At 68.3% G+C, this 25,733-nt stretch carries 26 protein-coding genes; 14 read left to right on the plus strand and 12 right to left on the minus strand.

Annotated features, from left to right (window positions below; genetic code table 11):
- Window positions 1-43: 43 nt before the first annotated feature.
- The 3 genes from DDE23_RS00325 to DDE23_RS00335 form a co-directional block, all read right to left on the minus strand.
- Window positions 44-949 carry a dihydroneopterin aldolase gene (locus DDE23_RS00325; protein WP_107754555.1) on the minus strand — a complete coding sequence of 302 codons (906 nt, stop codon included), beginning with the start codon at window positions 947-949 and terminating at the stop codon, window positions 44-46.
- Between the two features lie 123 nt (window positions 950-1,072).
- Entirely contained in the window at window positions 1,073-1,720 is a 648-nt protein-coding gene (locus DDE23_RS00330) for a cell wall hydrolase (RefSeq protein ID WP_238149865.1), read from the minus strand.
- Window positions 1,721-2,023: 303 nt separating this feature from the next.
- Complete coding sequence (locus DDE23_RS00335; protein ID WP_107754556.1) at window positions 2,024-4,591, minus strand: putative PEP-binding protein; 2,568 nt, start codon at window positions 4,589-4,591, stop codon at window positions 2,024-2,026.
- A 205-nt stretch (window positions 4,592-4,796) separates the two neighbouring features.
- Between DDE23_RS00335 and DDE23_RS00340 the strand changes: the two genes are divergently transcribed.
- From DDE23_RS00340 to DDE23_RS00350, 3 genes are all read left to right on the plus strand, one after another.
- Window positions 4,797-5,453 carry a DUF1236 domain-containing protein gene (locus tag DDE23_RS00340; RefSeq protein ID WP_107754557.1) on the plus strand — a complete coding sequence of 219 codons (657 nt, stop codon included), beginning with the start codon at window positions 4,797-4,799 and terminating at the stop codon, window positions 5,451-5,453.
- A 209-nt stretch (window positions 5,454-5,662) separates the two neighbouring features.
- The gene (locus tag DDE23_RS00345) at window positions 5,663-6,412 is read left to right on the plus strand and encodes a PRC-barrel domain-containing protein (RefSeq protein WP_157957941.1); all 750 of its coding nucleotides are present in this window, start codon (window positions 5,663-5,665) and stop codon (window positions 6,410-6,412) included.
- Window positions 6,413-6,555: 143 nt separating this feature from the next.
- On the plus strand, window positions 6,556-7,593 hold the full coding sequence (locus DDE23_RS00350) for an AI-2E family transporter (protein WP_107754559.1): 1,038 nt from the start codon (window positions 6,556-6,558) through the stop codon (window positions 7,591-7,593).
- A gap of 84 nt (window positions 7,594-7,677) precedes the next feature.
- Here DDE23_RS00350 and DDE23_RS00355 read toward each other — a convergent pair whose 3' ends face one another.
- Genes DDE23_RS00355 through DDE23_RS00365 form a run of 3 tightly spaced genes read right to left on the minus strand, consistent with a single transcriptional unit; the run spans window position 7,678 to window position 10,176 of the window.
- Window positions 7,678-9,456: a sensor histidine kinase gene (locus DDE23_RS00355; protein ID WP_107754560.1), complete on the minus strand. Its 1,779-nt coding sequence runs from the start codon at window positions 9,454-9,456 to the stop codon at window positions 7,678-7,680.
- Entirely contained in the window at window positions 9,453-10,031 is a 579-nt protein-coding gene (locus DDE23_RS00360) for an RNA polymerase sigma factor (RefSeq protein WP_107754561.1), read from the minus strand. The genes DDE23_RS00355 and DDE23_RS00360 overlap by 4 nt, the downstream gene beginning before the upstream one ends.
- Entirely contained in the window at window positions 10,021-10,176 is a 156-nt protein-coding gene (locus DDE23_RS00365) for a NepR family anti-sigma factor (RefSeq protein ID WP_107754562.1), read from the minus strand. The genes DDE23_RS00360 and DDE23_RS00365 overlap by 11 nt, the downstream gene beginning before the upstream one ends.
- A gap of 111 nt (window positions 10,177-10,287) precedes the next feature.
- Here DDE23_RS00365 and DDE23_RS00370 point away from each other — a divergent pair, with 111 nt between their 5' ends.
- Window positions 10,288-11,100, plus strand: coding sequence for a response regulator (locus DDE23_RS00370; RefSeq protein WP_107754563.1), 813 nt, complete (start codon window positions 10,288-10,290; stop codon window positions 11,098-11,100).
- 151 nt (window positions 11,101-11,251) lie between these two features.
- Here the strand turns inward: DDE23_RS00370 and DDE23_RS00375 are convergent, their stop codons facing one another.
- Window positions 11,252-11,746, minus strand: a complete 495-nt coding sequence (locus DDE23_RS00375; RefSeq protein ID WP_107754564.1) for a Dps family protein — start codon at window positions 11,744-11,746, stop codon at window positions 11,252-11,254.
- A gap of 92 nt (window positions 11,747-11,838) precedes the next feature.
- On the minus strand, window positions 11,839-12,012 hold the full coding sequence (locus tag DDE23_RS00380) for a DUF1328 domain-containing protein (protein ID WP_107754565.1): 174 nt from the start codon (window positions 12,010-12,012) through the stop codon (window positions 11,839-11,841).
- A 168-nt stretch (window positions 12,013-12,180) separates the two neighbouring features.
- Here DDE23_RS00380 and DDE23_RS00385 point away from each other — a divergent pair, with 168 nt between their 5' ends.
- Together DDE23_RS00385 and DDE23_RS00390 are read left to right on the plus strand one after the other, a co-directional pair.
- On the plus strand, window positions 12,181-12,558 hold the full coding sequence (locus tag DDE23_RS00385; protein WP_133239503.1) for a DUF883 C-terminal domain-containing protein: 378 nt from the start codon (window positions 12,181-12,183) through the stop codon (window positions 12,556-12,558).
- A 2-nt stretch (window positions 12,559-12,560) separates the two neighbouring features.
- Window positions 12,561-12,857 (plus strand): hypothetical protein, encoded by a 297-nt coding sequence (locus DDE23_RS00390; protein ID WP_107754567.1) that lies wholly within the window; start codon window positions 12,561-12,563, stop codon window positions 12,855-12,857.
- Window positions 12,858-13,187: 330 nt separating this feature from the next.
- On the opposite strand, the gene glyS is transcribed toward DDE23_RS00390, so the two are convergent.
- The 3 genes from glyS to DDE23_RS00405 are packed head-to-tail and all read right to left on the minus strand — an operon-like array spanning window position 13,188 to window position 16,944.
- Window positions 13,188-15,461, minus strand: coding sequence for a glycine--tRNA ligase subunit beta (glyS, locus tag DDE23_RS00395; protein ID WP_107754568.1), 2,274 nt, complete (start codon window positions 15,459-15,461; stop codon window positions 13,188-13,190).
- Window positions 15,462-15,487: 26 nt separating this feature from the next.
- Window positions 15,488-15,991: a DUF6446 family protein gene (locus DDE23_RS00400; RefSeq protein WP_107754569.1), complete on the minus strand. Its 504-nt coding sequence runs from the start codon at window positions 15,989-15,991 to the stop codon at window positions 15,488-15,490.
- Window positions 15,988-16,944, minus strand: coding sequence for a glycine--tRNA ligase subunit alpha (locus DDE23_RS00405; protein ID WP_107754570.1), 957 nt, complete (start codon window positions 16,942-16,944; stop codon window positions 15,988-15,990). The genes DDE23_RS00400 and DDE23_RS00405 overlap by 4 nt, the downstream gene beginning before the upstream one ends.
- Window positions 16,945-17,157: 213 nt before the next feature.
- Between DDE23_RS00405 and DDE23_RS00410 the strand changes: the two genes are divergently transcribed.
- Window positions 17,158-19,014 (plus strand): trypsin-like peptidase domain-containing protein, encoded by a 1,857-nt coding sequence (locus tag DDE23_RS00410; RefSeq protein WP_107754571.1) that lies wholly within the window; start codon window positions 17,158-17,160, stop codon window positions 19,012-19,014.
- A gap of 84 nt (window positions 19,015-19,098) precedes the next feature.
- Here DDE23_RS00410 and DDE23_RS00415 read toward each other — a convergent pair whose 3' ends face one another.
- Window positions 19,099-20,007: a DMT family transporter gene (locus DDE23_RS00415; RefSeq protein WP_107754572.1), complete on the minus strand. Its 909-nt coding sequence runs from the start codon at window positions 20,005-20,007 to the stop codon at window positions 19,099-19,101.
- A 103-nt stretch (window positions 20,008-20,110) separates the two neighbouring features.
- On the opposite strand from DDE23_RS00415, the gene DDE23_RS00420 reads away from it, so the two are divergent.
- From DDE23_RS00420 to DDE23_RS00450, 7 genes are all read left to right on the plus strand, one after another.
- Entirely contained in the window at window positions 20,111-20,986 is an 876-nt protein-coding gene (locus DDE23_RS00420; protein WP_107754573.1) for a PaaX family transcriptional regulator C-terminal domain-containing protein, read from the plus strand.
- 216 nt (window positions 20,987-21,202) lie between these two features.
- Entirely contained in the window at window positions 21,203-22,180 is a 978-nt protein-coding gene (gene paaA, locus DDE23_RS00425) for a 1,2-phenylacetyl-CoA epoxidase subunit PaaA (RefSeq protein WP_107754574.1), read from the plus strand.
- Between the two features lie 66 nt (window positions 22,181-22,246).
- Window positions 22,247-22,531 (plus strand): 1,2-phenylacetyl-CoA epoxidase subunit PaaB, encoded by a 285-nt coding sequence (gene paaB, locus DDE23_RS00430; protein ID WP_107754575.1) that lies wholly within the window; start codon window positions 22,247-22,249, stop codon window positions 22,529-22,531.
- Between the two features lie 128 nt (window positions 22,532-22,659).
- Entirely contained in the window at window positions 22,660-23,379 is a 720-nt protein-coding gene (gene paaC, locus DDE23_RS00435; protein ID WP_420330156.1) for a 1,2-phenylacetyl-CoA epoxidase subunit PaaC, read from the plus strand.
- Window positions 23,343-23,885 carry a 1,2-phenylacetyl-CoA epoxidase subunit PaaD gene (paaD, locus tag DDE23_RS00440; RefSeq protein WP_107754577.1) on the plus strand — a complete coding sequence of 181 codons (543 nt, stop codon included), beginning with the start codon at window positions 23,343-23,345 and terminating at the stop codon, window positions 23,883-23,885. Before paaC ends, paaD begins: the two co-directional genes overlap by 37 nt.
- 9 nt (window positions 23,886-23,894) lie before the next feature.
- Window positions 23,895-24,968 (plus strand): 1,2-phenylacetyl-CoA epoxidase subunit PaaE, encoded by a 1,074-nt coding sequence (paaE, locus tag DDE23_RS00445; protein ID WP_107754578.1) that lies wholly within the window; start codon window positions 23,895-23,897, stop codon window positions 24,966-24,968.
- Window positions 24,969-24,975: 7 nt separating this feature from the next.
- The gene (locus tag DDE23_RS00450; protein WP_107754579.1) at window positions 24,976-25,725 is read left to right on the plus strand and encodes a Phenylacetic acid catabolic protein; all 750 of its coding nucleotides are present in this window, start codon (window positions 24,976-24,978) and stop codon (window positions 25,723-25,725) included.
- Window positions 25,726-25,733: the final 8 nt, after the last annotated feature.

A 25,733-nucleotide genomic window follows, 5' to 3' on the forward strand; every position in this document is an offset into this window, starting at 1 on the left:
GCGGGGGCGGGGGGCTGGCCCCCCGCTTCTTCCCGCGCAGCGCTCAGCCCGGGAAGGTTTCCAGCGGGATGCGCGTGCCGGCGGGCAGCGTCACGCCCCAGGGCAGCAGGAGCGCAGAGGCGGCGAGGGTTTCGGCCAGCCAGAGCGCCAGCGCCGGGCCGTTATGCGCGTGGTTGACCGGCCCGTCCGGCGCGTCGAGCACCAGTTTCGAGGGGGCCCAGACGATGGTGCGGCCCTGGCGGATGGCCCAGTCGATCTCGGTCCGGCTTTCCACCACCAGGCAGCGGCGGTCACGGGCGGCGAGCGCCCAGGCGTTCAGGCCGACGCTCAGCAGGTCGATGCGCTGCTGCACGGCGCGCACGGCGACCTCGGGGCGGGGCAGGTCGGGCAGGCCGGTGCAGAGGATGATCGGCGCGCCCCGGGCCTCCAGCCGGTCGATCCGGTCCGGGAAATCCGGCGCGGCGATGGCGGCGTTGTCCATGTAGACCACCAGCGGATGCGTGGCAGTACCCTCGACCTGCAGCGGCGTTGCGGCGCGGGTGCGGGCGATCTCGACCCCCAGCTTGAAGGGGCCGCGGTCGAGTTTCTCGATCCGGACGAAGGCGCGCATCGCCCTTGGGTGGGTGAGGATGCGTTCGGCGACGCTTTCGGCCAGCGTCTCCAGCAGGTTCAGCCGCCCGGCGGCCAGCGCGTCGGTGATCGCCTCGGTGATCGTGTCATAGGACATGATGCGGTCGACATCGTCGTCGATCGGTCCCTGGGGCGGGCGCACCTCGACCACGACATTGAACATCAGCCGTTGCGAATGGCCGCGCTCGGTCTGGAAGGCGCCGATCTCGGCCTCGGCCAGATAATCGCGCAGCGCGATCCGGTCGCGGGGATCGGCCGAGGCGGTGGCTTCGGCGCGCTCCTCGGGATGGGCGAAGGCGAGATGGATATCGGTGCTCATGGTGAGCCTCGCGTCAGGGATGCTGTCCGGGACTTACCCTGCACGGGGCCGCTTGCCCAGCCCGCAGGCGGCATGCCGGAGCCCGGGGGCGACGCCCGGGGTTTCCGAAAGGCGGCGGGCGGGTCAGTTGAGCGTCAGGCGCACCGGCTCGCGGTAGAACAGATGCGAGCCGAACTGGGCGGTGCGGTGAAAGCTCTGCGCCCAGCGGGGCCGCACGCCGGTGGTGTGGAAATGCGTGGCGCCATCGGTCAGTTCGCGCGGCGCGCCCGAGAGCATGATCTGGGCGATGGCATTGGCCAGACGGCGGGCCGAGGGTTCGACCATCTCGCGCGAGCGGCCGTTGCAGGCATAGGAGAACTGGCAGGCGTTCAGATGCTCGGCGTTCTGGTGGACCACGCCGCAGACGCTGTCGGGATAATTCGGCAGGTCGACGCGGTTCAGGATCACCTCGGCCACGGCGAACTGGCCATAGACATCCTCGCCGCGGGCCTCGTGATAGATCGCCTCGGCCAGGCATTGCACCGGGGTGTCGTTCGACTGCGGCATCTCCATCAGATAGCTGGCGTCGTAGCGCAGGATATCGGCGGGGTTGTCGAAGGGCGTGGTCGCCCGGCTGACCAGCGAGGAGCTGACCCCGCGCATCGCCTCGCGTTCGGCGCTGAAGGCCAGCGCGAGCGACTGCTCGAGCGGCAGGTCGGCGGCGGCGCTCTGCGCCGCAAGGGTCAGGGCAAGCGCGGTCCCGAAGGCCGCGAGCCGGTTCACGATTCCCATACCGTCCATCCTATGTCAGCCGAGGGCAGCACGAAGGCCATGCCAAAGGCGTCCGGTGTGCCGCCAGGATGCGGCATCTTCTGTGTCGTTTTATGTCGTTTTCGCGACGAAGGCGGCCCGGTGTCCCCCCCTGGCACGCCGTTCATCTGCCCATCGATTAGCGCAAAACGCGCTCCAAGTCCACAATATGACTGGGTTTTCCCCGGGTGCCCCCCGGCGGCCGATGCCGCGCCGCCGCATGGCGGGGTCACCCCCGCCCGAGTCGCGGCGAATTTCCCGCAAGATTCAACGGCTGAACGTCAGTCAGCGAAGGTCTGGCATTTCCTCGGCGGCATCTTCGGCCTTGAGAGTCAACTGCGCTGCAGCGAGCCGCGCGACGGGCACGCGGTAGGGCGAGCACGAGACATAGTCGAAGCCCGCGGCGCGGCAGAAGGCTATCGATTCGGGCGAACCGCCATGCTCGCCGCAAATCGACAATGTCAGACTTTTTCGGGCCCGCCGTCCGCGCTCGGCGGCGATCAGCAGCAGCTCGCCCACGCCGTCGGTATCGAGCACATGGAACGGGTCTTCGGGGAAGACCCCGGCCTGGATGTAATAGGACATGAAGCGCCCGGCATCGTCGCGCGACAGGCCATAGGTCATCTGCGTCAGGTCGTTGGTGCCGAAGGACATGAAATCGGCGTGCTGGGCGATCTCGCCTGCCCTGAGCGCGGCGCGGGGCGTTTCCACCATCACCCCCAGCCGGTACTCGAAGGCCGAGCCCTTGGCCACCCGGACCGCCGCCGCTACCGCGTCGATGCGGGCCTTGACCAGTTCCACCTCGCGCATGGCCGAAACCAGCGGGATCATGATCTCGGGCACGACCTTCTCGCCGCGCTTGGCGGTCTCGATCGTGGCCTCGAAGATGGCGCGGGCCTGCATCTCGTAAATCTCGGGCAGGGTCACGCCCAGCCGCACGCCGCGCAGGCCCAGCATCGGGTTGAACTCGGCCAGTTCCTCGGCCCGGCGGGTGATCTCGGACAGGGGTTTGTCCAGCGCGTCGGCGAGTTGCTTCATCCCCTCGCGGGTATGGGGCAGGAATTCATGCAGCGGCGGGTCGAAGAGCCGGATGCAGACCGGCAGCCCCTGCATGATCGAGAAGAGCTCCTTGAAATCCGACCGCTGCATCGGCAGGAGCCGGGCCAGCGCCGCCGCCCGGTCCTGCCCGGTATCGGCGAAGATCATCTCGCGCATCACCGTCAGGCGGTCGTCTTCGAAGAACATGTGTTCGGTGCGGCACAGGCCGATGCCCTCGGCCTTGAAATTCCGGGCGGACCTTGCGTCGGAGGGCGTGTCGGCATTGGCGCGCACGCCGATGTCGCGGATCTCGTCCGCCCAGTCGAGCAGGGTGTTGAACCAGCGGTCGGTGGCGGGTTCCAGCATGTTGGGCGCGCCGCGCAGCACCTCGCCCACCGTGCCATCGATGGTGATGAGCTCGCCCTCGTCAAGGACATGGCGGCCGGTGTGCAGCTGGCGGTTCTTGGCGTCGATGCGGATGCCGGTGGCGCCGACGATGCAGGGCACGCCCAGGCCGCGGCCGATCACCGCGGCGTGGCTGGTCATGCCGCCGCGCTCGGTCAGGACGCCCACGGCCGCATGCATGCCGCGGATATCCTCGGGCGAGGTTTCGCGGCGCACCAGAATGCAGGGTTCCCCGCGCGAGGCCGAGGCCTGCGCTGCGGTCGAGGTGAAGACCAGCCGCCCGGTCGAGGCGCCGGGGCTGGCGGGGATGCCGCGGGCCAGAACCTCGCGCGGGCCGCGGGGATCGACCTGCCGGTGCAGCAGTTCCGACAGCGCCCGGGGGGTGACGCGGGTCAGTGCCTCCTTGCGGGTGATGATCCCGTCCTCGGCCAGCGCCACGGCGACGCGCACCGCCGCGCGGCTCGACCGCTGGACCTTCAGCGCGTCCAGCACCGCCACCTGGCCGTTGACGATGGTGAACTCGATCTGCATCTCCTCGCGCAACTTCAGGCGGCAGACCTCCACATGGCGGACCAGCTGGGCAAAGGCCTCAGGGTCCTGATCTTCCAGCGAGGGGCCGCGCGGGTCGCGGGTCAGGTAGATGGCCTGCGGATTGTTCGACACCGCGCCGCGGTCCTGCCCGCCCAGGGCGTAGCGCCCGGTCACCTGCGGGGCGCCGGTCACCGGCTCGATCATCTGGATCACGCCCGCACCGGATTCGCTGGTGCCGAAACCACCGGCCATGGCCTGCACGACCAGACCCAGCCCGGCCTCCTCGGGCGCGCCCTTGGCCTGGCGCAGCAGGCGGGCCGAGGTCCCCTCCCAGGCGCGGGCCATGGAGCGCAGGACCTCGGCCAGCTGGCGCTTGGGGTCCTGGGGGAAGGGCTCTTCCATCTCCTTCTCGAAATCATAGAGCGCGGCCTGCAGCGCGGGCAGGCAGGGCTCGCCCAGCGGGAAGAGGTCCGGGTCCAGCCGCGCCACATGCACCGCATAGGCCTGCACGAAGCCGAGATAGAGCGCGGTCGCCACCGCCTCGCCATGGGTTTGCGAAATCGCGGCGTGGCGTTCGTCGTTCATGCCGATGTTCAGCACGGCGCTGGGGCCGCCCCAGTCCGAATTCTCGGCCGAGGGGCGCACCGACAGCAGCTGGTCCGAGGCGAAGCGGCCGACCAACCCGCCGAGGTCCGGCAACTGCCCGGCGGCGATGGCCCGCACGGCGTTGAAGGACAGCGCCACTGTCTTCGGCACCGGCAGGTCCAGCCGCACCAGCCGTTGCAGGCATTTCGCCCGCCAGCCATGCGTGCGCAGCGCGATGGGCGCCGAGCCGGTGATCTCGGAATAGTCGAGCAGACTGAGGTTTTTGTTGGCCATGGGGCCCTCCGTTCGCGGCGCAGGATAGTCCTGTCGCGCCACCGTGCAAGCGCAGAAATCCGGGCGGTGGGCGGCAAGCCTCGTGCGCGACTGGGCGGCAATCCGCCGCCGGTCGGCCGCCGCGGCGGAACCGGGGCCGGGCTGGGGGGTTTCCCTGCCAGACCGGCGGGCGAAAGCGACCCGCCCAAGGAAGTTGGAGAAGACCATGAATGCCAAGATGCTGACCCTCGCCACCGTATCGGTTGCCGCCCTTGCCGCCTCGTCCATGGGCGCCGCCGCGGCGACTGCCGCCGCCTCGGCCGACCTGAACCTGCGCGCGGGCCCGGGGCCCGAGTTCCGCATCCTGAGTGTCATCCAGAACGGCGAGAGCGTCACCGTCGACGGCTGCCTCGCCACGCAGGAATGGTGCGAAGTGCAGACCGCTTCGGGCACCGGCTGGGCCTATGCGCCCTATCTGATGTTCGACGAAGCGGGCGAGCGGAAGCCGCTGGCGCAGGTCACCTCGCAGACCGTGACGGTGATCGAGGACACCAGCCCCCGTGACGAGGCGACGCTGATCGCCGGCGGCATCGGCGCCGTGGCGGGCGCGCTGATCGCCGGCCCGATCGGCGCCATCGCCGGTGGCATGGCGACCGGGATCGCGGCCAATGCCTCGGTCGACCCCGAGGTCGAGGTCTATGTGCGCAACAACCCCGTGCAGCCGGTCTTCCTGTCGGGCGAAGCGGTGGTCGGCGCTCAGGTGCCGGCGGATGTGACGATCTATGAAGTGCCCGACAACCAGAACGTCGCCTATCTGAACATCAACGGCGACACCGTGCTGGTCGACCGTTCCGACATGCGCGTGATCGGCGTCATGCGCTGATCCCAGAGCCTGCAGGACCCGGAATCCGGTCCGGGCGCGGCCCCCTTTGCGGGGTCGCGCCCTTCCGGCATTGTCGCAACAAGTATTTGATTTCAAAAAAATATTCTGCCGATTTTTTGCCCCGTCGCGATAAAAAATCGGAACCGAACCTGCCGCGGGACGTTTTCCTCCCAGAGACGCACCAAGCGTCACAACGACAGGAGATGACGATGCAGATGCAACCGAAAAAACTCTTCCCGTTCATGCTGGCCCTGGCGGTGACCGCCGGTTCGACCGCGGTCTATGCGCAATCGGCCACCGTGGGCGGCACCGTCGATGGCGCCACCAGCGCCGTGACCGATGCGACCGGCGGCGCGACCGCCGATGCGACCGGCAGCGCCAACACCCAAGCCTGTGCGGCGGGCGCCGATTGCGCTGATGCCGATGCCTCGGCCCAGGCCGATGCCACGATGGAGAGCGGTTCGACCATGCCGATGGGCGATGCCTCGGCCACGGCCTCGGGCGACACGACCCTGCCGATGGGCGATTCCTCGGCCACCGCCTCGGGCGACACGACCATGCCGATGGGTGATTCCTCGGCCACCGCTTCGGGCGAAAGCACCATGCCGATGGGCGATGCCGATCCCGCGGCCACCGCGTCGAGCGATCTGACCGACGAGGGTGAAACGCTGGTCGATGTGGCCTCGGTTGCTGAACTCGACACGCTGATCGGTGCGCGTGCCTATGACGCGAATGCCGAATGGGTCGGCGAAATCAGCGCCGTGCTCCCGGCTGACGCCGAAGGCAACGAAGAGCGCTTCGTGATCGACGTCGGCGGCTTCCTCGGCATCGGTGAAAAGCCGGTGGCCCTGACGGCCGATGACCTGCGGGTCGCGGTGGATGCGGAAGGCGACGTGGAACATGTCGTCGTGGCCCGCACCCAGGCCGAGCTCGAGGCCATGCCGGAAGTCGAAATGTAATCCGGTCTATCACCGACCTTGCGCGGGGCCCTTCGGGGCCCCGTCTTTCGTATATGCTGGCGATTCTCCTCTCTCTTTTTTCCTGGCCCCATCAGCCCGCCAATCCTTAACCCCCGCCAATCCTTAACCCCGAGGTCCGGACCATGACGGAATTTCTGCGCAACCGCTGGCCCGAGACGGTCCTCGCCGTGCTGGCCCTCGCCTGGGCCCTGAAAGTGGCCGAGGCGGTGATGGCGCCCTTGGTGCTGGCTTTCGTCACCGCGCTGGTGCTGACGCCGATCATGAATGTGCAAAAACGCCTCGGTCTGCGCCCCTCGATCGCGGCCACGATCACGCTGCTGCTGACGCTGGGTTTCGTCGCGGCCATCGTGCTGACGCTGCAGCCCTGGGTGGTCGAGATCGTCGACGCCTGGCCGCGGGTCGCGCGCGAGCTGCGCTCGGCCATGCTGGATGTGCGCTACAGCCTCAGCGGGCTGATCGACGCGCAGCGCGAGGTGATCGAGGCGATCGCCCCCGAGGCCGGGGCCGGTTCGGGGGGCAGCGCCGCCGAGGGCGCGGCGGCGGCGCTGCCGTCGCTGGCCGATGCGGCCTGGATGGCGCCGGCGCTGGGGGCGCAGATCCTGATCTTCCTGGGCGGGCTGTTCTTCTTCCTGATGGGCAAGGACCGGGTCTATGACTGGGCGCAGATCGCGGGCTTCCGGCCGGGCGATTTCCGCCGGGCCGAGGCGCGCGTCGCCAGCTATTTCGGCGCGGTGACGCTGATAAACGTCGCGCTGGCCACGGCGGTAGGGCTGGCGCTGGCCGCCTATGGACTGCCCGGCGCGCCGGTCTGGGGCGTGGTGGCGGGGATGGCGAATTTCGTCATCTACCTGGGGCCGGCGGTGACCGCGGCGATGCTGCTGCTGGCCGGGACGGTGGCTTTCGACGGGGTGGCGGCGGTGGCGCCGATGCTGATCTATCTGGGCATCAACCTGATGGAGGCGCAATTCGTCACGCCGATGGTGATCGGCCAGCGCATGCGGCTCGATCCCTTGCTGGTCTTCCTGTCGCTGACGCTGTGGTTGTGGCTCTGGGGGCCGATCGGCGGCATCGTCGCCATCCCGCTGGTGCTGTGGGTGCAATCGCTGTGGAACGACGCCATGGCCCATGCCAGGCAGGAACCCCACCGCCTGCTGGTCTGAGGGCGGCCGCGCCTGGCCTTTCCCGCAACGAAAAGGGCCGCGCGGTTGATCGCCGCGCGGCCCTTTTTCCGTGTCGTCCGCTGCTTACCCGGCCGGTTTCGGCGCGCTGCCCTCGGCCTCGACATCGTGCAGATTCGCGTCCTGGGACTGGGGGTTGAAGGTGTCCGCTTCGAAGGTCAGGCGGAAATCGTACCAATCCTCGCTGACATCGGTGACCACCGTGCCGCCGATCTGCGTGGCGAAGCCCGCGATCAGCGACCGCCCCAGCCCCGAGCCCGAGACCTGATCGGGCGCCAGGAAGGGGGTGCCCCGGGTGTTGGCGATGCGCAGCACGGCGGTGTTCTGGCCGCTCGCGTTCAGGCCCTCGGCGGTCAGGGCGATGTCGAGCGTCGCCTCGCCATTCTCCAGCCGCCCCATGTATTTGAGCGCGTTGGTCACCGCCTCCGAGGCCATCAGGAGCAGCGGCACCGCCTGGTCGGGATAGAGCTGGACCGGCGCGTAGCTCTGGTTGATGGTGATCAGCCGGTCATCGGTCAGCCCGGCCGAGATGGTCGAGGCGATGACCGAATTCAGCAGCTCGTCCGCCGCCACCTGACCGCTGGTCGGCCCGGAATAGAGCGCGCGGTGCACCGAGGCGATGGACATGACCCGCATCTGCACCTCTTTCAGGGTGCGGCGGGCCTCGGGCGTGGAGGCGCGGCGGATCTTCAGGTTCACGATCGAGGCGATGAGCTGAAGGTTGTTCTTCACCCGGTGGTGTACCTCCTTCAGCAGCACGTTCTTCTCGTGGACCATGTTCTCCAGTTCGGCCTCGTCCTGGACCAGCCGGTTGGCCAGGTCGGTCCAGACCTCGTCGATCTCGGCCAGTTCCTGCGACAGGCGGCCGCTCGGGGCCAGCGTCTCGATCCGGCGCGAGGTGGAGAATTCGGTCATGTTGCGCCGCAGGTGGCGGATGTGGCGGATGACCAGCGCATTGACCGCGCCCATCGCCACCACCAGCCCGACCATCAGCATCAGCACCGGGAACAGGATGGGCGACAGGCGCGTCCAGCCCAGCGTCGGCCGTGGCCAGCTGCCCAGCGCATGCACCACGCCGGGGATGATCGGCACCACGGCAAAGATCCGCTGCTCGCCCGAGGCGGTGCGGCCGCTGAAGGAATACTGCCGGTTGGTGACCAGCGACGGCAGGGTACGCCCGACCGGCACCATCTCGGCGACATCGCCGAAATCGCCGCCGGTCGACAGGACCTCGCCCTCGGCGTTGAAGGTCAGCACGTCGAGATTGGCCTCAAGGGTCGAGCTGCCGGGAATGCCGAAGATGCGCGAATGCGGGACCGACACCAGGACGAAGCCCGCGTAAGCGCCGTTGATCTGCACCGGCGCCGCCGAGACGATCACCGAGGTGCCGCTGATCGCGCCGAAGCCCGAGGCCATGACCACCGGCTGACGGTCACGGTTGATGACCGGATAGAGCAGACCCTCGGTCATGTCGCGCCCGACATCGGCCGAGGCGCAGCGCAGGATCCCGTCGGCATCGGCATAGCCGGCGAAGGAGAATTGCGGCGTGGCGCGGACCACGTTGACGAACATCTCCGAACAGCCGTCCGCCGCGCCGCCATCGGCCGCGACATGCGCCGCCAGCGTCGCCACCGCGCCCCCCGCGGCCGAGATGGCCAGGGCCTCGCCCGCCGCCGCTTCGGCGGTCGAGGTCAGCAGCGCAGCCTCGACGCGGCGTTGTTCATCCGCGCCGATCTGCACCGCCTGATAGACGGCAATGGCCCCGATCGGCATCAGCGCGATGGCCAGAGTCCCCGCCACCCGGGCCGCGAGCCCGCGGAACGGCCACCACGACCCGCCGCTCACGCCGAGAGGCGTCCCTGCGCGCCGGCATTGACGATGGCCGCCGTCACACGGTCGGTCATGTCAGCATAGCCGGTCTCGCCCGGATGCAGCAGTTCTACCAGCCTGGCCCGGCCACGGTTGGCGCGGCTCTTGATCGTGCCGACCGCGACGCCGCACATATTGGCCGCTTCCTCGTAGGAAAAGCCCGAGGCGCCGACCAGCGCCAGCGCTTCGCGCTGTTCGACCGGCAGCTGGGCAAAGGCGTCGAGGAACTCGGCCAGTTGCAGCCGCCCGTCATGCGCGGGCTTGACCGACATCTGCCCGGCGACGATGCCGTCGGGGTCGGCCACCTCGCGCGAGCGTTTCCGGCGGATGGAATAGAAGGTGTTGCGCAGGATGGTAAAGAGCCAGGCCTGCATGTTGGTGCCGGACTGGAAACTCTCGATGTTCTTCCAGGCCTTCACCAGGGATTCCTGCACCAGATCGTCCGCTTCCGCGCCGTTTCGGGTGAGCGACAGCGCAAAGGCGCGCATCGGACCCAGATGCGTGACAAGCTCGTCCCGCGGGTCCTGACTGACGGCAGGGTCAGCTGTCATGATGTGTCTCGTCCTGGGTCCTCAACTGGCGGAGCAGATCGAGAAAGCGGTCAGGCACCTTCTCGCTGGCGCGTTCCTGGAAGGCGCGCCGAAGGTTGTCCGCGATCTGGTCTTCCAGGGCGCTCGATGGTTGTTCATTGTGCATGGGCTTCTCAGGCAACGCGCCTTCCACTTGCAGATTTTTCACAGACGTTCGGAACCAAACACCACACAGCGCGTTTGGTTCCAAGAATTTCGCGAAAAGGACTGAAAAAAAATGCCGACTGCCCAGAAGGAACAGTTCCTGTCCGTCATCGTCGCCGATCTGCTGCCCTTCCTGCGCCGCTATGCCCGGGCGCTGAGTGGAAGCCAGGCGACCGGTGACCGGTACGCGGCGACCACTCTGGAGGCGCTGCTGCTCGACCGGTCGGTCTTTGACGGCGACTATTCCCACAAGGTCGCGCTGTTCAAGGCGTTCCACGCCATCTGGTCGTCCTCGGGCGCCCTGACCGAAGGGGCCGAGGACGGGATCACCGCCCGGGCGCAGCGCCATCTGGCGCGTCTGGCGCCGAACACGCGCGAGGTCCTGCTGCTCAGGACCATCGAGGAATTCACCGATGACGAGATCGCCATCATCATGGACACCACCCCTGATGAGGTGAACGAGCTTTACCGCATCGCGCTGCGCGACATGGAGGACAGCGTCGCCGGACGGGTGCTTATCATCGAGGACGAGGCGATCATCGCCCTCGATCTGCAATCCATCGTCGCCGACATGGGCCACCGGATCACCGGCGTGGCGCCCACCCACCGCGCCGCCGTCGATCTGTTCGGCCGCGAGCGTCCCGACCTGATCCTGTCGGACATCCAGCTGGCCGACGGCTCCTCGGGGATCGAGGCGGTCAACGAGATCCTGAAAAGCGCGGGCGACGTGCCGGTGATCTTCATCACCGCCTTCCCCGAACGCCTGCTGACCGGCGAACGGCCCGAACCGGCCTTCGTCATCACCAAACCCTATACCGAAGAGCAGGTCCGCTCGGCCGTGAGCCAGGCGATGTTCTTCTCCTCGACCGAGACGCTGCGCGTCTGAGGACATTTCACGGTTCCCTCGCCTGGGCGGCGTCCTTCGGGGCGCCGCCTTTTTCGGTTGCTGGCCCGGCCCCGGGGCAGGGACGAAAAGACCCCGCGCCCGGGGAGCGCGGGGCCAGGCCGGACGGGCAGGGCCGGTCAGGGGGCCCGGATCAGCCCGCGGCCATCGAGCGCAGCATCCAGGCCGCTTTCTCATGCGCGGCGGACCGGGCCGTCAGCATGTCGGCGGTCACCGGATCGCCGCTGTCCTCGGCCAGGGTGATCCCCTCGTGGCAGGCGCGCGACAGCGCCTCGTGGCGGTCCTTCAGCGCGGTGATCATGGCGGCGGCACCGGCCTTGGCCTTGGTGCCCTTGGCATCGGTGTCGAGCAGGGCGCCCGGCGTCGCGGGGGCCAGATGGCCCAGGGCGCGGATCCGCTCGGCCAGCTCGTCGGTGGCGGCGAAGAGTTCGCCGTATTGCGTCTCGGTCAGCATGTGGACGCCGTAGAACATCGGACCTTCGATGTTCCAATGCACCTCATGCGTGCGGATCAAGAGGTCATAGGTGCCGCTCAGGATCTCGGCGAGTTTCTCGGCGACGGCTTCGGGGGCCTCGACGCCGGTCTTCACCTTGACGGCGCCGGGGGTGACGGTTCGCAGGTCTTTCATGGCAATTCTCCTTGTTCTGTGGGGGTCAGCCGGACACCGGGCGGCGCGGGAAGGGCGGCGCCGCCCGGGTCAAAGGGGCCGGGTCAGGTCGGTCAGACCGGGGGGCTGCCGCGCAGCGCCCGCGCCAGAAGCGCGATGACGAACAGGGCCAGGAACACGAAGAACAGGATCTTGGCGATCCCGGCCGAAGCCGCGGCGATACCACCGAAACCGAAGACGGCGGCGATGATGGCGATGACAAGAAAAGTCAGGGCCCATCCAAGCATGGCAGGTCTCCTTCTGCGATTGGGGGCCGGCGTGATTGCTCGGCCTTCGCAGGGTCAACCGGAGTCCGTCGCGGATGGTTCCCGAAATAATTGCGGGAACCGGGGCCGGGGGCGGGGCGTTGTCTGGGCGAGAGATAAATTCCCTTCCACCCAGTCGAGGAGATGATGATGGCCCGCGCAACGCAACCGAGCACCGCCGATCTGAAGCGCGATTTCGACGCGCTGAAGGCGGATCTGGGCAACCTGACGAAAGAACTGCGCGCCTTCGCGCAGGCACAGGAACGCAGCCTGTCGCAGCGCGCGACCGAAACCGCGCAGGCCGCGGCGAATGGCGTTGTCGGCACGGCGCAAGCCGCCGCCAACGGCTTCCTCGGCGCGACCGAGGGGCTGCGCGAGACCGGCGCCCAGCAGGCGCAGAACCTGCGCAGCCTGGCCGAGCAGGCGACCTCGGGCGCCGAGGAGCTGGTGCGCGAGCATCCGGCGGGCACCGTGGCGGGTGCCGCGGCGATCGGCTTCCTGGTGGGCGCGCTGGCGGCGCGGCGCTGATCGTGGCGCGGCGGCTGGCCCTGCGCAGCGTCTTCGGCGCGCTGGCCCTCGTGCTGATGGGCGCGGGGGCGGTGCTGTTGCTGCGCGCGCTCTGGCTGGCGATCTGGCCGCTGCTGGGGCCGGTGGGCACCGCGGCGGCGATGGGGGGCGGGCTGTTCTTCGTCGGCGCCGTGATCCTGGCGGTGGCCTTGCGCCCCCGCGCGGTTCCCCCGCCGCCGCCCGCGCCCAACCCGCTGGCCGCCGTCGTCGCAGCCTTCGCGCAGGGGTACGGGGCCGGTCAGGCGATCAAGCGGCGATGAGAAAAGGGGCCTTCGGGCCCCTTTTTCGTCGCGCCGGTTCGGGGGGATGAAATCCCACCCTACAGGGCGTTGTGGCATTTCGTGCCCGCGGAGAAGGGCCCGCCCGGCGGCACGCCGGGCAGCGCCCGCACCGCCCCCCCGGGGCGGGCGCTTCTCGCCCACCCCGGCGGCACGGGCGCTGCCCTAATCGCGGGAGACGCGACGGGGGACGGAGCGTGCAAAGTCGCGGATGGTGCGTGCGAGCACGCACCCTACGAGGGGCGGCCTGTGCGGTAGGGTGCGTGCTTGCACGCACCGCTGTAGGGTGGGATTTCATCCCACCCCTGCCGCTCACCCCTCCAACTTCGTCAGATCCGCCACGCCGGCGCAGGTCGTGCGGATGCGGTGCAAGAGGTTCAGCCGGTTGCGGCGGACGATCTGGTTGTCGGTGTTGATCTGCACCGCGGTGAAGAACGCGTCGATGGGGGCGCGCAGCGCGGCCATCGCCGACATGGCGGCGGCGAAATCCTCGGCCGCCATCGCCGGGGCGATCTGCGCCTCGGCCTGGTCGAGCGCGGCGAAGAGGGCGCGTTCCTCGTCCGTCTCGGCGAATTTCGCTTCGGCCCCGAAGGAATATTCCACCCCGTCCTTGGCCTCGGCCTGGGTCAGGATGTTGTTGGCCCGCTTGAAGCCCTGCAACAGGTTCTCGCCGTCGTCGGTTTTCAGGAAGGCGCTGAGCGCCTCGGCCCGCTTGACCAGCAACGTAAGGTCGTCGTTGCCGGGCATGGCGAGGCAGGCGTCGATCACGTCGTGGCGGATGCCCTGATCCTTGAGGAAGACTTTCAGGCGGTCGTGGAAGAAGGCGAGGAGGTCGGCGGCACGAACTACTGCTTCGCTGACTTCGGCAAGGAGCAGATCGTTGTGATCTTTCATCCGCACCAAATCACCTTTCTTCGCGACCATTGCGGCCTCTGCGGCAGCGGGGAACTGCTCAACAAGACCGCGTTCCGCTTCTGCGTGGATCCGATTGCTGTCGGAAAGAACGCGGTCGTATTCTGCTTGCATTGCTTCAATGCTGGCAAGCGTTTGCCCAGTGCGATGCAGGAAGATATGGTTTGCGAGATTGCTCGTCAGCGGAAGGCTTGCGTCTCGCTCCAACACCAACCGAATAACCCCCAACGCCGCCCGCCGCAGCGCAAACGGGTCTTTCGACCCGGTGGGTTTCTCGTCAATCGCCCAGAAGCCGGTCAGCGTGTCGATCTTGTCGGCCAGCGCCACGGCCACGGACACCGGCTCGGAGGGCACCTCGTCAGACGGCCCCAGAGGCTGGTAATGCGCCTTGCAGGCGTTGGCCACAGCCTCGGGCAGGCCTGCCGCCTTGGCGTAATAGACCCCCATCGTGCCCTGCAACTCCGGGAATTCGCCGACCATGGACGAGCGCAGGTCGGCCTTCGCCACCCGCGCCGCTTCCTCAGCCAGATCGGGCGAGGCGCCGACCAGCGGCGCGATCTCGCGCGCCAGGGCGGCAATCCGGTCGATCCGGGCCTTCTGCGAGCCGAGCTTGTTGTGGAAGGTGACGTTGGCCAGCCCCTCGGCCATGCCGGTCAGGCCCTCGTTCCGCACGACCCGCAGGTCGTTTTCCCAGAAGAACTTGGCGTCCGACAGCCGCGCGGTCAGCACCTTCTGGTTGCCCTTCAGGATCGTGGCGCCGTTGTCGGCCGTTTCGCGGTTCGCGACCGTGACGAAGCGCACGATCCGCCCCGAGGCATCCTTCAGCGAGAAGAATTTCTGGTGCTCGCGCATCGAAGTTTGCAGCACCTCGGGCGGAAGGTCCAGGAACTCGGCCCCGATCTCGCCCATCAGCACCACCGGCCATTCGACCAGCCCCGCGACCTCGGCCAGCAGGCCCTTGTCCTCGATGGGCTCCAGCCCCAGCGCGAAGGCGCGGTTCTTCACCTCATGCTCGATCATGTCGGCGCGTTCGGCCGCGTCCAGCACCACGAAGGCGCGTTTCAGCTTGGCCGCGTAATCCTCGAAGGAGGAGACGGTGAAGGCGCCGGGCGCCATGAAGCGGTGGCCGCGGGTGGTGTTGCCGGCGGTGATGCCGTCGATATCGAGAGGCACGACCTCGGCGCCGGCCTCGGTCACCATCAGGGCGATGATCGAATGCAGCGGCCGCACCCAGCGCAAAGCGCCCGAGCCCCAGCGCATCGACTTGGGCCAGGGGAAGCTGCGGATGGTCTTTTCCAGCACCTCGGCCAGGATCGCCGCCGCCGGGCGCCCGGGTTTCTGGAAATGCGCGACGTAGAAGGCGCCTTTCTTGTCCTCATGGACGTGGAGTTGCTCCATCGTCAGCCCGGTCGAACGCAGGAAGCCGTCCAAAGCCTGCTGCGGGGCGCCGACTTTCGGGCCCTTGCGGTCCTCCCGCAGGGTCGGGCTTTCGGCGCTGAGCCCTTCCAGCGCCAGCACCAGACGGCGCGGCGTCGAGAAGGCGCGGGCATGGGCATAGCTGAGCCCGGCCTCGACCAGACCGTCCGTCACCAGCTTGCGCAGATCCTCGGCGGCGCGGGTCTGCATCCGGGCGGGGATTTCCTCGGAGAAGAGTTCGATCAGGACGTCGGGCATGGCGGAAACTCTGTTAAGTCGCGAGGTTATTGCGCGGGCGGGGGCGGGCAATCGGCCGGCACCGGATCGCCGTCGAAGGCCTTTTCGCCGCAATGGTTGATCTGCGGCCAGACATAGGCGCGCCCGTCGGGATAAAGCGCCATCACGCGGTCAAAGCCCCAGGGCGCGTTTTCCTCGACCATCACGGCGCGGGCCTGGCCGGTGGTCAGATCCTCGCCGATCTCGGCGGCGTTGAAGCAGTCGAACCAGCCGGGGGCGTTCAGGGGTTCGGTATGCGGCCGGTCGACCAGTTCCGGCAGGCCGCCGATGATCTGGAAGCAGGCGCGATACCGCAGGGGCGAGGACGTGCTGTCGATGCCCTGGAAATCGGCGATCTCCAGCCGGGCGGTGCCGCCGTCGGGCGTGGCGACCTGATAGCCGATCTGCGGCTCCAGTTCGTCATAATAGCCGTAGACCTGCAGGTAATACATGGCGATGCCCGCGACGGCGGCGCAGACAACGATCATGATCGCGGCGATGCGGCCGGTCATGATGCGGCGCTTTCGGGCACCCAGCCACCGGCCGTGGTGGTGACGAAGGCGTCGGCGCATTTCTTGGCCAGCGCCCGGACCCGGCCGATATAGGCTTGGCGCTCGGTGACCGAGATCACGCCGCGCGCGTCCAGCAGGTTGAACAGATGGCTGGCCTTGATGCATTGGTCATAGGCCGGATGGGCCATGACGATGCGCTTGCCGCTGTTGGGGTCCTGCGGCTCGAAGGCCAGCAGTTTCTCGCATTCGGCTTCGGCATCCTCGAAATGCCGCAGCAGCATCTCGGTCGTCGCGCCGTCGAAATTGTGGCGCGAGTATTCCTGCTCGGTCTGGCGGAAGATGTCGCCATAGGTCAGCGGGATCGGCGACCCAGGGTCGTTGAAGGGCATGTCCATGACATGGTCGATGCCCAGCACATACATCGCCAGACGTTCCAGCCCGTAGGTCAGCTCGCCCGAGACGGGGCGGCAATCATGGCCGCCGACCTGCTGGAAATAGGTGAATTGCGACACTTCCATGCCGTCGCACCAGACCTCCCAGCCCAGACCCCAGGCGCCGAGGGTGGGGGATTCCCAATCGTCCTCGACAAAGCGGATGTCATGCAGCGACGTGTCGATGCCGATCGCGTCGAGCGAGCCGAGATACAGCTCCTGCAGATCGGGCGGGCTTGGCTTGATGAGGACCTGGTATTGATAATAGTGCTGCAGCCGGTTCGGGTTCTCGCCATAGCGGCCGTCGGTCGGGCGGCGCGAGGGCTGGACATAGGCCGCGGCCCAGGGCTGCGAGCCGAGCGAGCGCAGCGTCGTCGCCGGGTGGAAGGTTCCGGCGCCCACTTCCATGTCATAGGGCTGCAGGATGGCGCAGCCCTTCGCGGCCCAATAGGCCTGAAGGCGCAGGATCACCTCCTGAAAGCTGCGGGGCCTGACGGGGCTGTTCTCGGCGCGGGCGGACATCGGCGGACCTCGGCTGGACGGGTTCAGCGCCTCAATAGGCGCAGGGCCTGTCGGGGTCAACGGCAGCCCCGAAAGCCCGGCGGCGCCCATCGCGGAAAAAATGACACGGGCGGGGCCCGGAGGCCTGACCTAACCTATTTTTTATCGGTATATGCTTGACGACCCTGCTAGGGTCGCCGGAATCAACACGATCAAACGAGATTTGGAACGACCGTGACCGACCGACTAGCCAAAGCCATTTTTGCAGCCCTGCTGGCGATTGTTTTCGCCCCGGTTGCCGCCCTCGCCCAGGCAACCCATTGGGTGCAGATCGAGGCCCACGCCACGCTCAGGACCGCCGAGGAATTCGCCACCCGCTACGAACAGCGCATCGGCCAGATCGCGGGTTTCCGCATCGCCGGCGGCTGGTACGCGCTGGCGGTCGGTCCCTTCGCGACGGCCGACGCCGCCGAGGCCCGCCGCAGCGAGCTGATCGCCGCGCGTGAGATCCGCGAGGACAGCTACGTCACCGACAACACGATCTATGGCCAGCAGTTCTGGCCGGTCGGCGGTCAGGCTCCCAGCGCCCCGGTGACGGCGGCAGGGCGGGACGCGGCCCAGACGCCGGCGCCGGTGATCGAGGTGCCCACGGCCGAGACGCCGGTCACCGAGCCCATCGTCGCGCCCGAGCCCGCGCCCGCCGAGCCCGAGGTCATCGCGACCCCCGCCGCCCCGGCGCAGCCCGCGCTGGCCGATCTGCCGGATGAACCCCTGGCCGAGGCCCGGCGTCTGGAGGCTCAGCTCAGCCGCGACGAGCGGGCCGAGATCCAGGTGGCGCTGCAATGGTACGGCTTCTACCGCGGCGGCATTGATGCCGCGTTCGGGCCCGGCACCCGCGGCGCGATCCAGAACTGGCAGCGCGCCAACAATTTCGAGCCCACCGGCTTCCTGTCGACCCGCGCCCGGGCGACGCTGATCCGCGGCTATGAATCGGCCGTGGCCCGCTATGCCTTCGGCCCGTTCCGCGACGAGGCCGCCGGGATCGAGATCACCCTGCCGCTGGGCATGGTGGAATTCGACCATCACGAGACCCCCTTCGCGCATTTCCGCTCGATCAACGACAGCGGCATGCGCGTGCTGCTCATCAGCCAGGAAGGCACGCAGAGCACCTTCTACGGGCTCTACGAGATCCTGCAGACGCTGGAAGTGATCCCGCTGGAAGGCGAGCGTGACCGCAGCCGCACCAGCTTTACCATCGACGGCCGCAGCGCCACGCAGCGCGCCCATGTCGAGGCCCGGCTGAACGACGGCCAGATCAAGGGCTGGATCCTGCTCTGGGGGCCCTCGGCCGATGCCGACGCCGAGGTCATCATGGCGACGATGCGCGACAGCTTCCGTCCGATCGCCGGTGTCCTGCCGTCGAGCGCCGGGGCCACCGCCTCGACCGTCGCCCGCCGCGATCTGGTCTCGGGGCTGGAAGTGCGCCGCCCTGAACGCTCGCGCTCGGGCTTCTTCGTGGATTCGACCGGCACGGTCGTGACCACCGCCGAGGCCGTGGCGATGTGCGACCGCGTGACCATCGACGAGGCGTATCGCGCCCGCGTCGCCGCGGTGGACGAGGCGCTGGGCGTCGCGGTGCTGACGCCCGAGGATCCGCTGGTGCCCCTGGCCTTCGCGCAATTCGCCGCCGCCTCGCCCGCGCCGGGCAGCGAGATCCGCGTCTCGGGCTTCAGCTATCAGGACACGCTGACCCGGCCGATCGTCAGCTTCGGCAGCCTGAGCGAGATGACCGGTCTGAACGGCGAGGCCGAGCTGCGCCGCCTGACGCTGGCGGCCGAGCCGGGCGATACCGGTGGTCCGGTCTTCGACCCGAACGGCGCCGTCATGGGCATGCTGCTGCCCCGCCCCGAGACCCCCGGCCGCATCCTGCCCGACGACGTGAACTTCGCCGTCAGCAGCGAGGCCATCCAGTCGGTGCTGACCGGCGCCGGGACCCGGCCCAGCGTCAGCCGCAATGCCTCGCCGGTTTCGGCCGAGATGCTGACGCGGATGTCGGGTGACCTGACGGTCCTCGTCTCCTGCTGGAACTGAGCAAAGGGGGAGCGGGCGCAGGCTCGCTCCCGCCCGCCCACCCCGCTCGCCTGCGCCCGCCCTTCAAGGCGGGCGTCTCGCGTTCTAGCGCCGCAGGGCCAGGCGGCTGATGGCCAGCCCGCCCAGGATCAGCCCCAGCGCCAGCAGGAATTGCGGCGGCAGCGGTTCGGACAGGATCAGCATGCCGAAGATCACCGACCAGACCGGCACCTGATAATTGGTCTGCGTCAGGAAGGTCGGCCCCGCCGTGCGGATCACATGCACCATCAAGAGCGAGGCCAGCGCGGTGGGCAGCAGCCCGACATAGCCCAGCGCCAGCGCCGGGCGCAGCCCGGGCCAGGCAGGCAGCCCCTCCAGCGTCAGGGTCAGCGGCAGCATCGCCGCGCAGGCCATGATGACAGACGCGGCGGTATAGGCGATGGGATCGACCCGCGGGCTGCGCCGGGCGATGATCGAGCCGATGGCATAGCACAGCGTCACCGCCACGCAGGCCAGCCGCGGCAGCACCTGCGGCGCGCCCTCGCCCAGCGACACGCCCTCGGTCCCGATCAGCATGACGACGCCGACCAGCCCCAAAGCGAAACCGGCGATGCGGGGCAGGGTCAGTTTCTCATCCGGCAGGAAGACATGCGCCAGCACCAGCGTGAACAGCGGCACCAGCGCCATGGTCACGCCGACGAAGCTGGATTGCACATGCTGCTGGGCCCAGGCCATCAGCATGAAGGGCAGCGCGTTCGAGAAGAAGGCAAAGCCCGCGACATGCGCCCAGATCCGGCGTTCGGACAAGGGTGGCAGCGGGATCCTGAGCACCGCCAGCAGCAGCGCCAGCGTCAGCGCCGCCACGCTCACCCGGCCGGTCGCCACCCAGGCGGGCGCGATCCCCTCCAGCGCAATGCGGACGGCCAGGAACCCCGCCCCCCAGATCACGCCGAGCGCGACGACTTCGGCCCAGCTTGTCAGGCCGGGGCGGTAGGGGGTCTGGGGCTCGGACATCGGGGCCTCGCGCGGTCGGGTTCCGAGGCGTCGCATGGATGGTGAACTTGTGCAAGGCTCTGCCCCTCTCGCCACGGGCGGCGGCGCGTGGCAGGATGGGGACATGCCGGATCCCCGTTTCGCCCCCCGATTGACCCAGATTGCCGAGGCGCTGCCGCTGCGCGCCGCCGCCTTCATCGTCACGCTTTACGGTGATGCGGTGGTGCCCCGGGGCGGCGAGGTCTGGATCGGCACGATCATCGAGACCTGCGCCACCGTCGGGATCTCGGAAACGCTGGTGCGCACCGCCGTCTCGCGGCTGGTCGCGGCCGGGCAGCTGGAGGGCTGGCGGCGCGGGCGGCGCAGTTTCTACCGCCTGTCCGAGGCGGCGCTGGCCGAATACGAGGCCGCGGCGCGCATCATCTATGGCCCGGCCGAGGAAGGCCCGGGCCGCTGGCGTTTCGTGCATCTGCCCGAAACGGGCGGCGAGGCGCTGATGGCCGGGCTTGAGCGGCGGGGCTATGCGCGTCTGCGGCCGCTGCTGGCGGTCGGTCCGGCGCGGGGGCCGGTGCCGAAAGGATGCCTGTCGTTCGAGGCCGAGCCCGAAGGCCCGCTGCTGGCCGAATTCGCCGCGCAATCCTGGGACCTTGCACCCCATGCCGCGGCCTATCGCGCCTTTGTCGAGCGTTTCGGCGCGCTGGAGGGCGCCGCGCCCGCCTCGGGGGCCGAGGCCTTGGCGGCACGGCTGCTGCTGGTCCATTCCTGGCGTCAGGCCCTGTTGCGCGATCCCCGCTTGCCGCTGGCGGCGCTGCCCGCCGACTGGCCCGGGCAGGCGGCGCGGGCGCTGTTCCACCGGCTCTACCGGGCGCTGTCACCCGCGGCCGATTCGCATATCGGCGCGCGGTTCGAAGGGGCGCAGGGGCTTTTGCCTGCCGCGGCGCCGGCGGGGATTTCCGAGGCGGGGCAAGGGATTGGCGGAGGGCTGCGGCAAACGGCCTGATCTGTCACAAACCAGAGCCATAAATTCGTTGATTTGTGACACGTCAGGGCTTATACAGTGACCGAACGGTCGGCGAATTGGGGGGAGCTGATGTCCGAGACCTTCATCTGCGACGCATTGCGCTGGCCCATCGGGTGGTGCGGCTTTCGCGCCGGGCATCCCCTTGATCCTCACAGAACTCTGAACGTCCGCAAAACCTGAACCCAGGAGGCTGTCATGTATGCACAGATGGTGAAATCCGAGGCGAGCACCGACGATCCCGAACTGCTGGCCGCCTTCCAGGCCCGGATCGACGCGGGCGAGAAGATCGAGCCCAAGGAATGGATGCCCGAGGCCTATCGCAAGACGCTGATCCGCCAGATCGGCCAGCACGCGCATTCGGAAATCGTCGGTCAGCTGCCCGAGGGCAACTGGATCACCCGCGCGCCGACGCTTGAGCGCAAGGCGATCCTACTGGCCAAGGTGCAGGACGAGGCGGGGCATGGCCTCTATCTGTATTGCGCCGCCGAGACGCTGGGTGTCAGCCGCGACGACCTGACCGAGCAGTTGCTCAACGGGCGGATGAAATATTCCTCCATCTTCAACTATCCGACGCTGACCTGGGCCGATATCGGCGCGGTCGGCTGGCTGGTCGATGGCGCGGCGATCATGAATCAGGTGCCGCTGCAACGGACCTCGTTCGGGCCCTATTCCCGCGCCATGATCCGCATCTGCAAGGAAGAGAGCTTTCACCAGCGGCAGGGTTACGACCTGATGCGGGCCATGGCGACCGGCACCGCCGAGCAGAAGGCGATGGCGCAGGACGCGCTGAACCGCTTCTGGTATCCGGCGCTGATGATGTTCGGGCCCTCCGACAAGGAGTCGATCCATTCCACGCAGTCGATGGCCTGGCGGATCAAGATCAACACCAATGACGAGCTGCGGCAGAAATTCGTCGACCAGACGGTGCCTCAGGCGCAATACCTCGGGCTGACGATCCCCGACGAGAACCTGGTCTGGAACGACGAGAAGGGCGGCTGGGATTTCTCCGAGCCCGATTGGTCCGAGTTCTACGAGGTGTTGAAGGGCAACGGCCCCTGCAACACCGACCGGATGGAGGCCCGCCAGAAGGCCTGGCGCGACGGCGAATGGTTCCGCGAGGGGCTGATGGCGCATGCGCGCAAATCGGCCGCGCGGCGGGTGGCGGCGGAGTAAGCGGGGGGTTTTGCACCCCCCGCACCCCCCGCAGCGTATTTTCAGCAGAATGAAAGGGCTTTAGCCATGTCCAGCGAATGGCCGCTTTGGGAAGTCTTCATCCGGGGTCAGCACGGCCTCAACCACCGTCACGTCGGCAGCCTGCACGCACCCGACGCCGAGCTGGCCATCCGCCATGCCCGCGACGTCTATACGCGGCGCAACGAGGGGGTCAGCATCTGGGTGGTGCCCTCCGCGCAGATCACCGCCTCGAGCCCGTCCGAGAAGGGGCCGCTCTTCGAGCCGGCCAATGACAAGGTCTACCGGCACCCGACATTTTACGACATTCCCGATGAAGTGGGGCATATGTGATGGCCCCCTCATTGTCTGACGTCATGACCCCGGATGCGGCGGCTCTGGCCGCGGCCTCGAAGGGCGAGGGGCGGGCGCCGCTGGCGGCGGGCTCGGCCGAGCATGACCTCTTCACCGGGCTGACAAGACTGGGCGATACCACCTTGATTCTGGGGCATCGCGTGTCCGAATGGTGCGGCCACGCGCCGATCCTGGAGGAGGACATCGCGCTGGCCAATATGGCGCTCGATCTGATCGGGCAGACCCAGCTCTGGCTGGGGCTGGCGGGCGAGGTCGAGGGGCGCGGACGCGATGCCGATGCGCTGGCCTTCCGCCGCGACGCCTGGGACTTTCACAACCTTCTGCTGGTCGAGCGTCCGAATGGCGATTTCGGCGTGACCCTGATGCGGCAGTTCCTGTTCGATGCGTATCACCTTCCGCTTCTGAAGGCGCTGGAGGGGTCCACCGATGCCCGCATCGCCGCCATCGCGCAGAAGGCGGGCAAGGAGGTGGCCTATCACCTGGAGCGCTCGGCCGATCTGGTGATCCGGCTGGGCGACGGGACCGAGGAAAGCCACCGGCGGATGCAGGGCGCGCTGGACGCGCTCTGGGGCTATGCCGGCGAGATGTTCCTGGGCGATGCGGTCGATGAGCGGCTGGCGGCGGCGGGGATCATGCCCACGCCCGAGAGCCTGCGGGCCGAGTGGGACCGGACCATTGACACGGTGCTGGGTGAGGCGACGCTGGTGCGCCCGGCCTCCGACTTCGCGCATAAGGGCGGCAAGCAGGGGCGGCATTCCGAGCACATGGGGCATCTGCTGACCACGATGCAATGGCTGCAGCGCGCCTATCCGGACGCCAAGTGGTGAGACCGGCGCTGGAACAGGTCTGGTCCTGGCTGGGCGAGGTCCCGGACCCCGAGATCCCGGTCATCAGCCTGACCGACCTCGGGATCATCCGCGACGTCGCCTGGGAGGGCGAGACGCTGGTGGTGACGGTGACGCCGACCTATTCCGGCTGCCCGGCGACCAGCGTCATCAACCTGGAGATCGAGAAGCGGCTGGCCGAGGAGGGGGTCACCGACCTGCGCCTCAAGCGCCAGCTTTCGCCGCCCTGGACCACCGACTGGATCGCCCCCGCCGCCCGCAACGCCTTGAAAGCCTATGGCATCGCGCCGCCGATCGACGGCACGGCGGCGGATGGCGTGCTGGCCGGGCGCATCGCCCGGCTGACCGGCGAGAATGCGGCGGTCGAATGCCCGCGCTGCGGCTCGACCCAGACCGAGATGGTCAGCCGCTTCGGCTCCACCCCCTGCAAGGCGGCGTACCGATGCCGCGACTGCTTGGAACCCTTCGACTATTTCAAGTGTATCTGAGGTAAGGCCATGGCCCGTTTCCTGCCCCTCGACGTGGTCGAGGTGAAGAAAGACACCCGTGACGCGGTCGTCGTCACGCTGCGTCCGCGCCCCGAGGATGCCGAGCGCTTCGCGTTCATCCAGGGCCAGTACCTGACCTTCCGCCGCGAGTTCGACGGCGAGGAGCTGCGCCGGTCCTATTCGATCTGCGCGGGGCTGGATGAGGGCCTGCTCAAGGTCGGCATCAAGCGCGTCGACGGCGGCGCGTTCAGCACCTGGGCCAACGAGAACCTGGCGCCCGGCGCGGTGCTGGAAGCCATGCCGCCGATGGGGAATTTCCACACCGCGCTGGATGCGGGGGCGGGCCGTCATTACCTCGGCTTCGCCGGGGGTTCGGGCATCACCCCGGTCCTGTCGATCCTGAAGACGGTGCTGGCGCGCGAGCCGAAAAGCCGCTTCACGCTGGTCTATGCCAACCGGCAGATCAACTCGATCATGTTCCGCGAGGATCTGGAGGACTTGAAGAATTCCTACCTCGGGCGGCTGTCGGTGGTGCATGTGCTGGAGGCAGAAGGTCAGGAAATCGACCTGTTCACAGGCCGGGTCGATGCCGAGAAAATGTCTGCCCTTTTCACCCATTGGGTCGATCCGGCAAGCGTGGACACCGCCTTCATCTGCGGCCCCGAGCCGATGATGCTGACCATTGCCGCCAGCCTCAAGGAACACGGGCTGAGCGACGGGCAGATCAAGTTCGAGCTCTTTGCCTCGGGCCAGCCGGGGCGCGCGCGCAAGAAGGCGGTGAGCCAGGTCGCCGACAGCGGCGAAGCCTGCGAGGCGACGGTGACGCTGGACGGCGCGACCCGCACCTTCCGGATGCCCAAGTCGGGCGAAAGCCTGCTCGATGCGGCGCTGGGGGCCAATCTGGACGCGCCCTATGCCTGCAAGGCCGGGGTCTGTTCGACCTGCCGCGCCAAGGTGCTGGAGGGCGAGGTCGAGATGATGACCAACCACGCGCTCGAGGATTACGAGGTCAACCAGGGCTATGTGCTGACCTGCCAATGCTATCCGCTGAGCGACCGCGTCGTCGTCAGCTACGATCAGTGAGGACGCCATGACCGAGATGAGCATCGAGGACTATCTGGCCCATGGCGGCAAGCTGACCTCGCCCGGGAACGTGCCCGCCCGCTACCGGGGGGAACTCCTGCGGCTGATGGCGTCGTTTGTGGACAGCGAACTGGCGGCCTCGGCCGGGTTCGCGGATTCGATCAACGACGCGCCGGGGATCAAGAGCCGCATTGCCGCGGCCAAGATCACGCTGGAAAAGGCCGATCATGCGGAGCGCGTGCTGCGGCTGATGGCCGAGTTCGGCGTCGATACCGACCGCTACGAGGGCGTGCATCCCTGGGCCGACCGCCTGCCCCGGGACGCCGATATCGGCGCGACCCGGCGCGACGGCGACATGCGGCTCTCGGTTTTCCACTACCCGTTGCAGGGCTGGATCGACGCGGTGGTGATGAACGTGCTGCAGGGCTTGGCGGCCAAGGTGCAGCTGACGGAACTGTCGCAGGTCAGCTACCAGCCGCTGGCCGAGGTGTTCCGCGCCATTGCGCCCGTCGAGGCCCGCCACGCAGAACTCGGCATCGAGGGCCTGACACAGATCACCCGCACCGAGGGCGGGCGCGCGGCGGCCGAAGCCTCGCTCGCCTATTGGCTGCCGCGGGTGGCGGCAGGGTTCGGGGCGGCCAATTCGGCGCGCTTCGAACGCCTCAGCCGTCTGGGGCTCCGGCACCGGACCAATGCCGCGATGCTGGCGGAATGGGAGGCCGAGATCGCCGCCCTCCGCACCGACCTCACGCTCTGAAAGGACCC

This window comes from Pararhodobacter aggregans (genome assembly GCF_003075525.1).
Lineage (GTDB): Bacteria > Pseudomonadota > Alphaproteobacteria > Rhodobacterales > Rhodobacteraceae > Pararhodobacter > Pararhodobacter aggregans.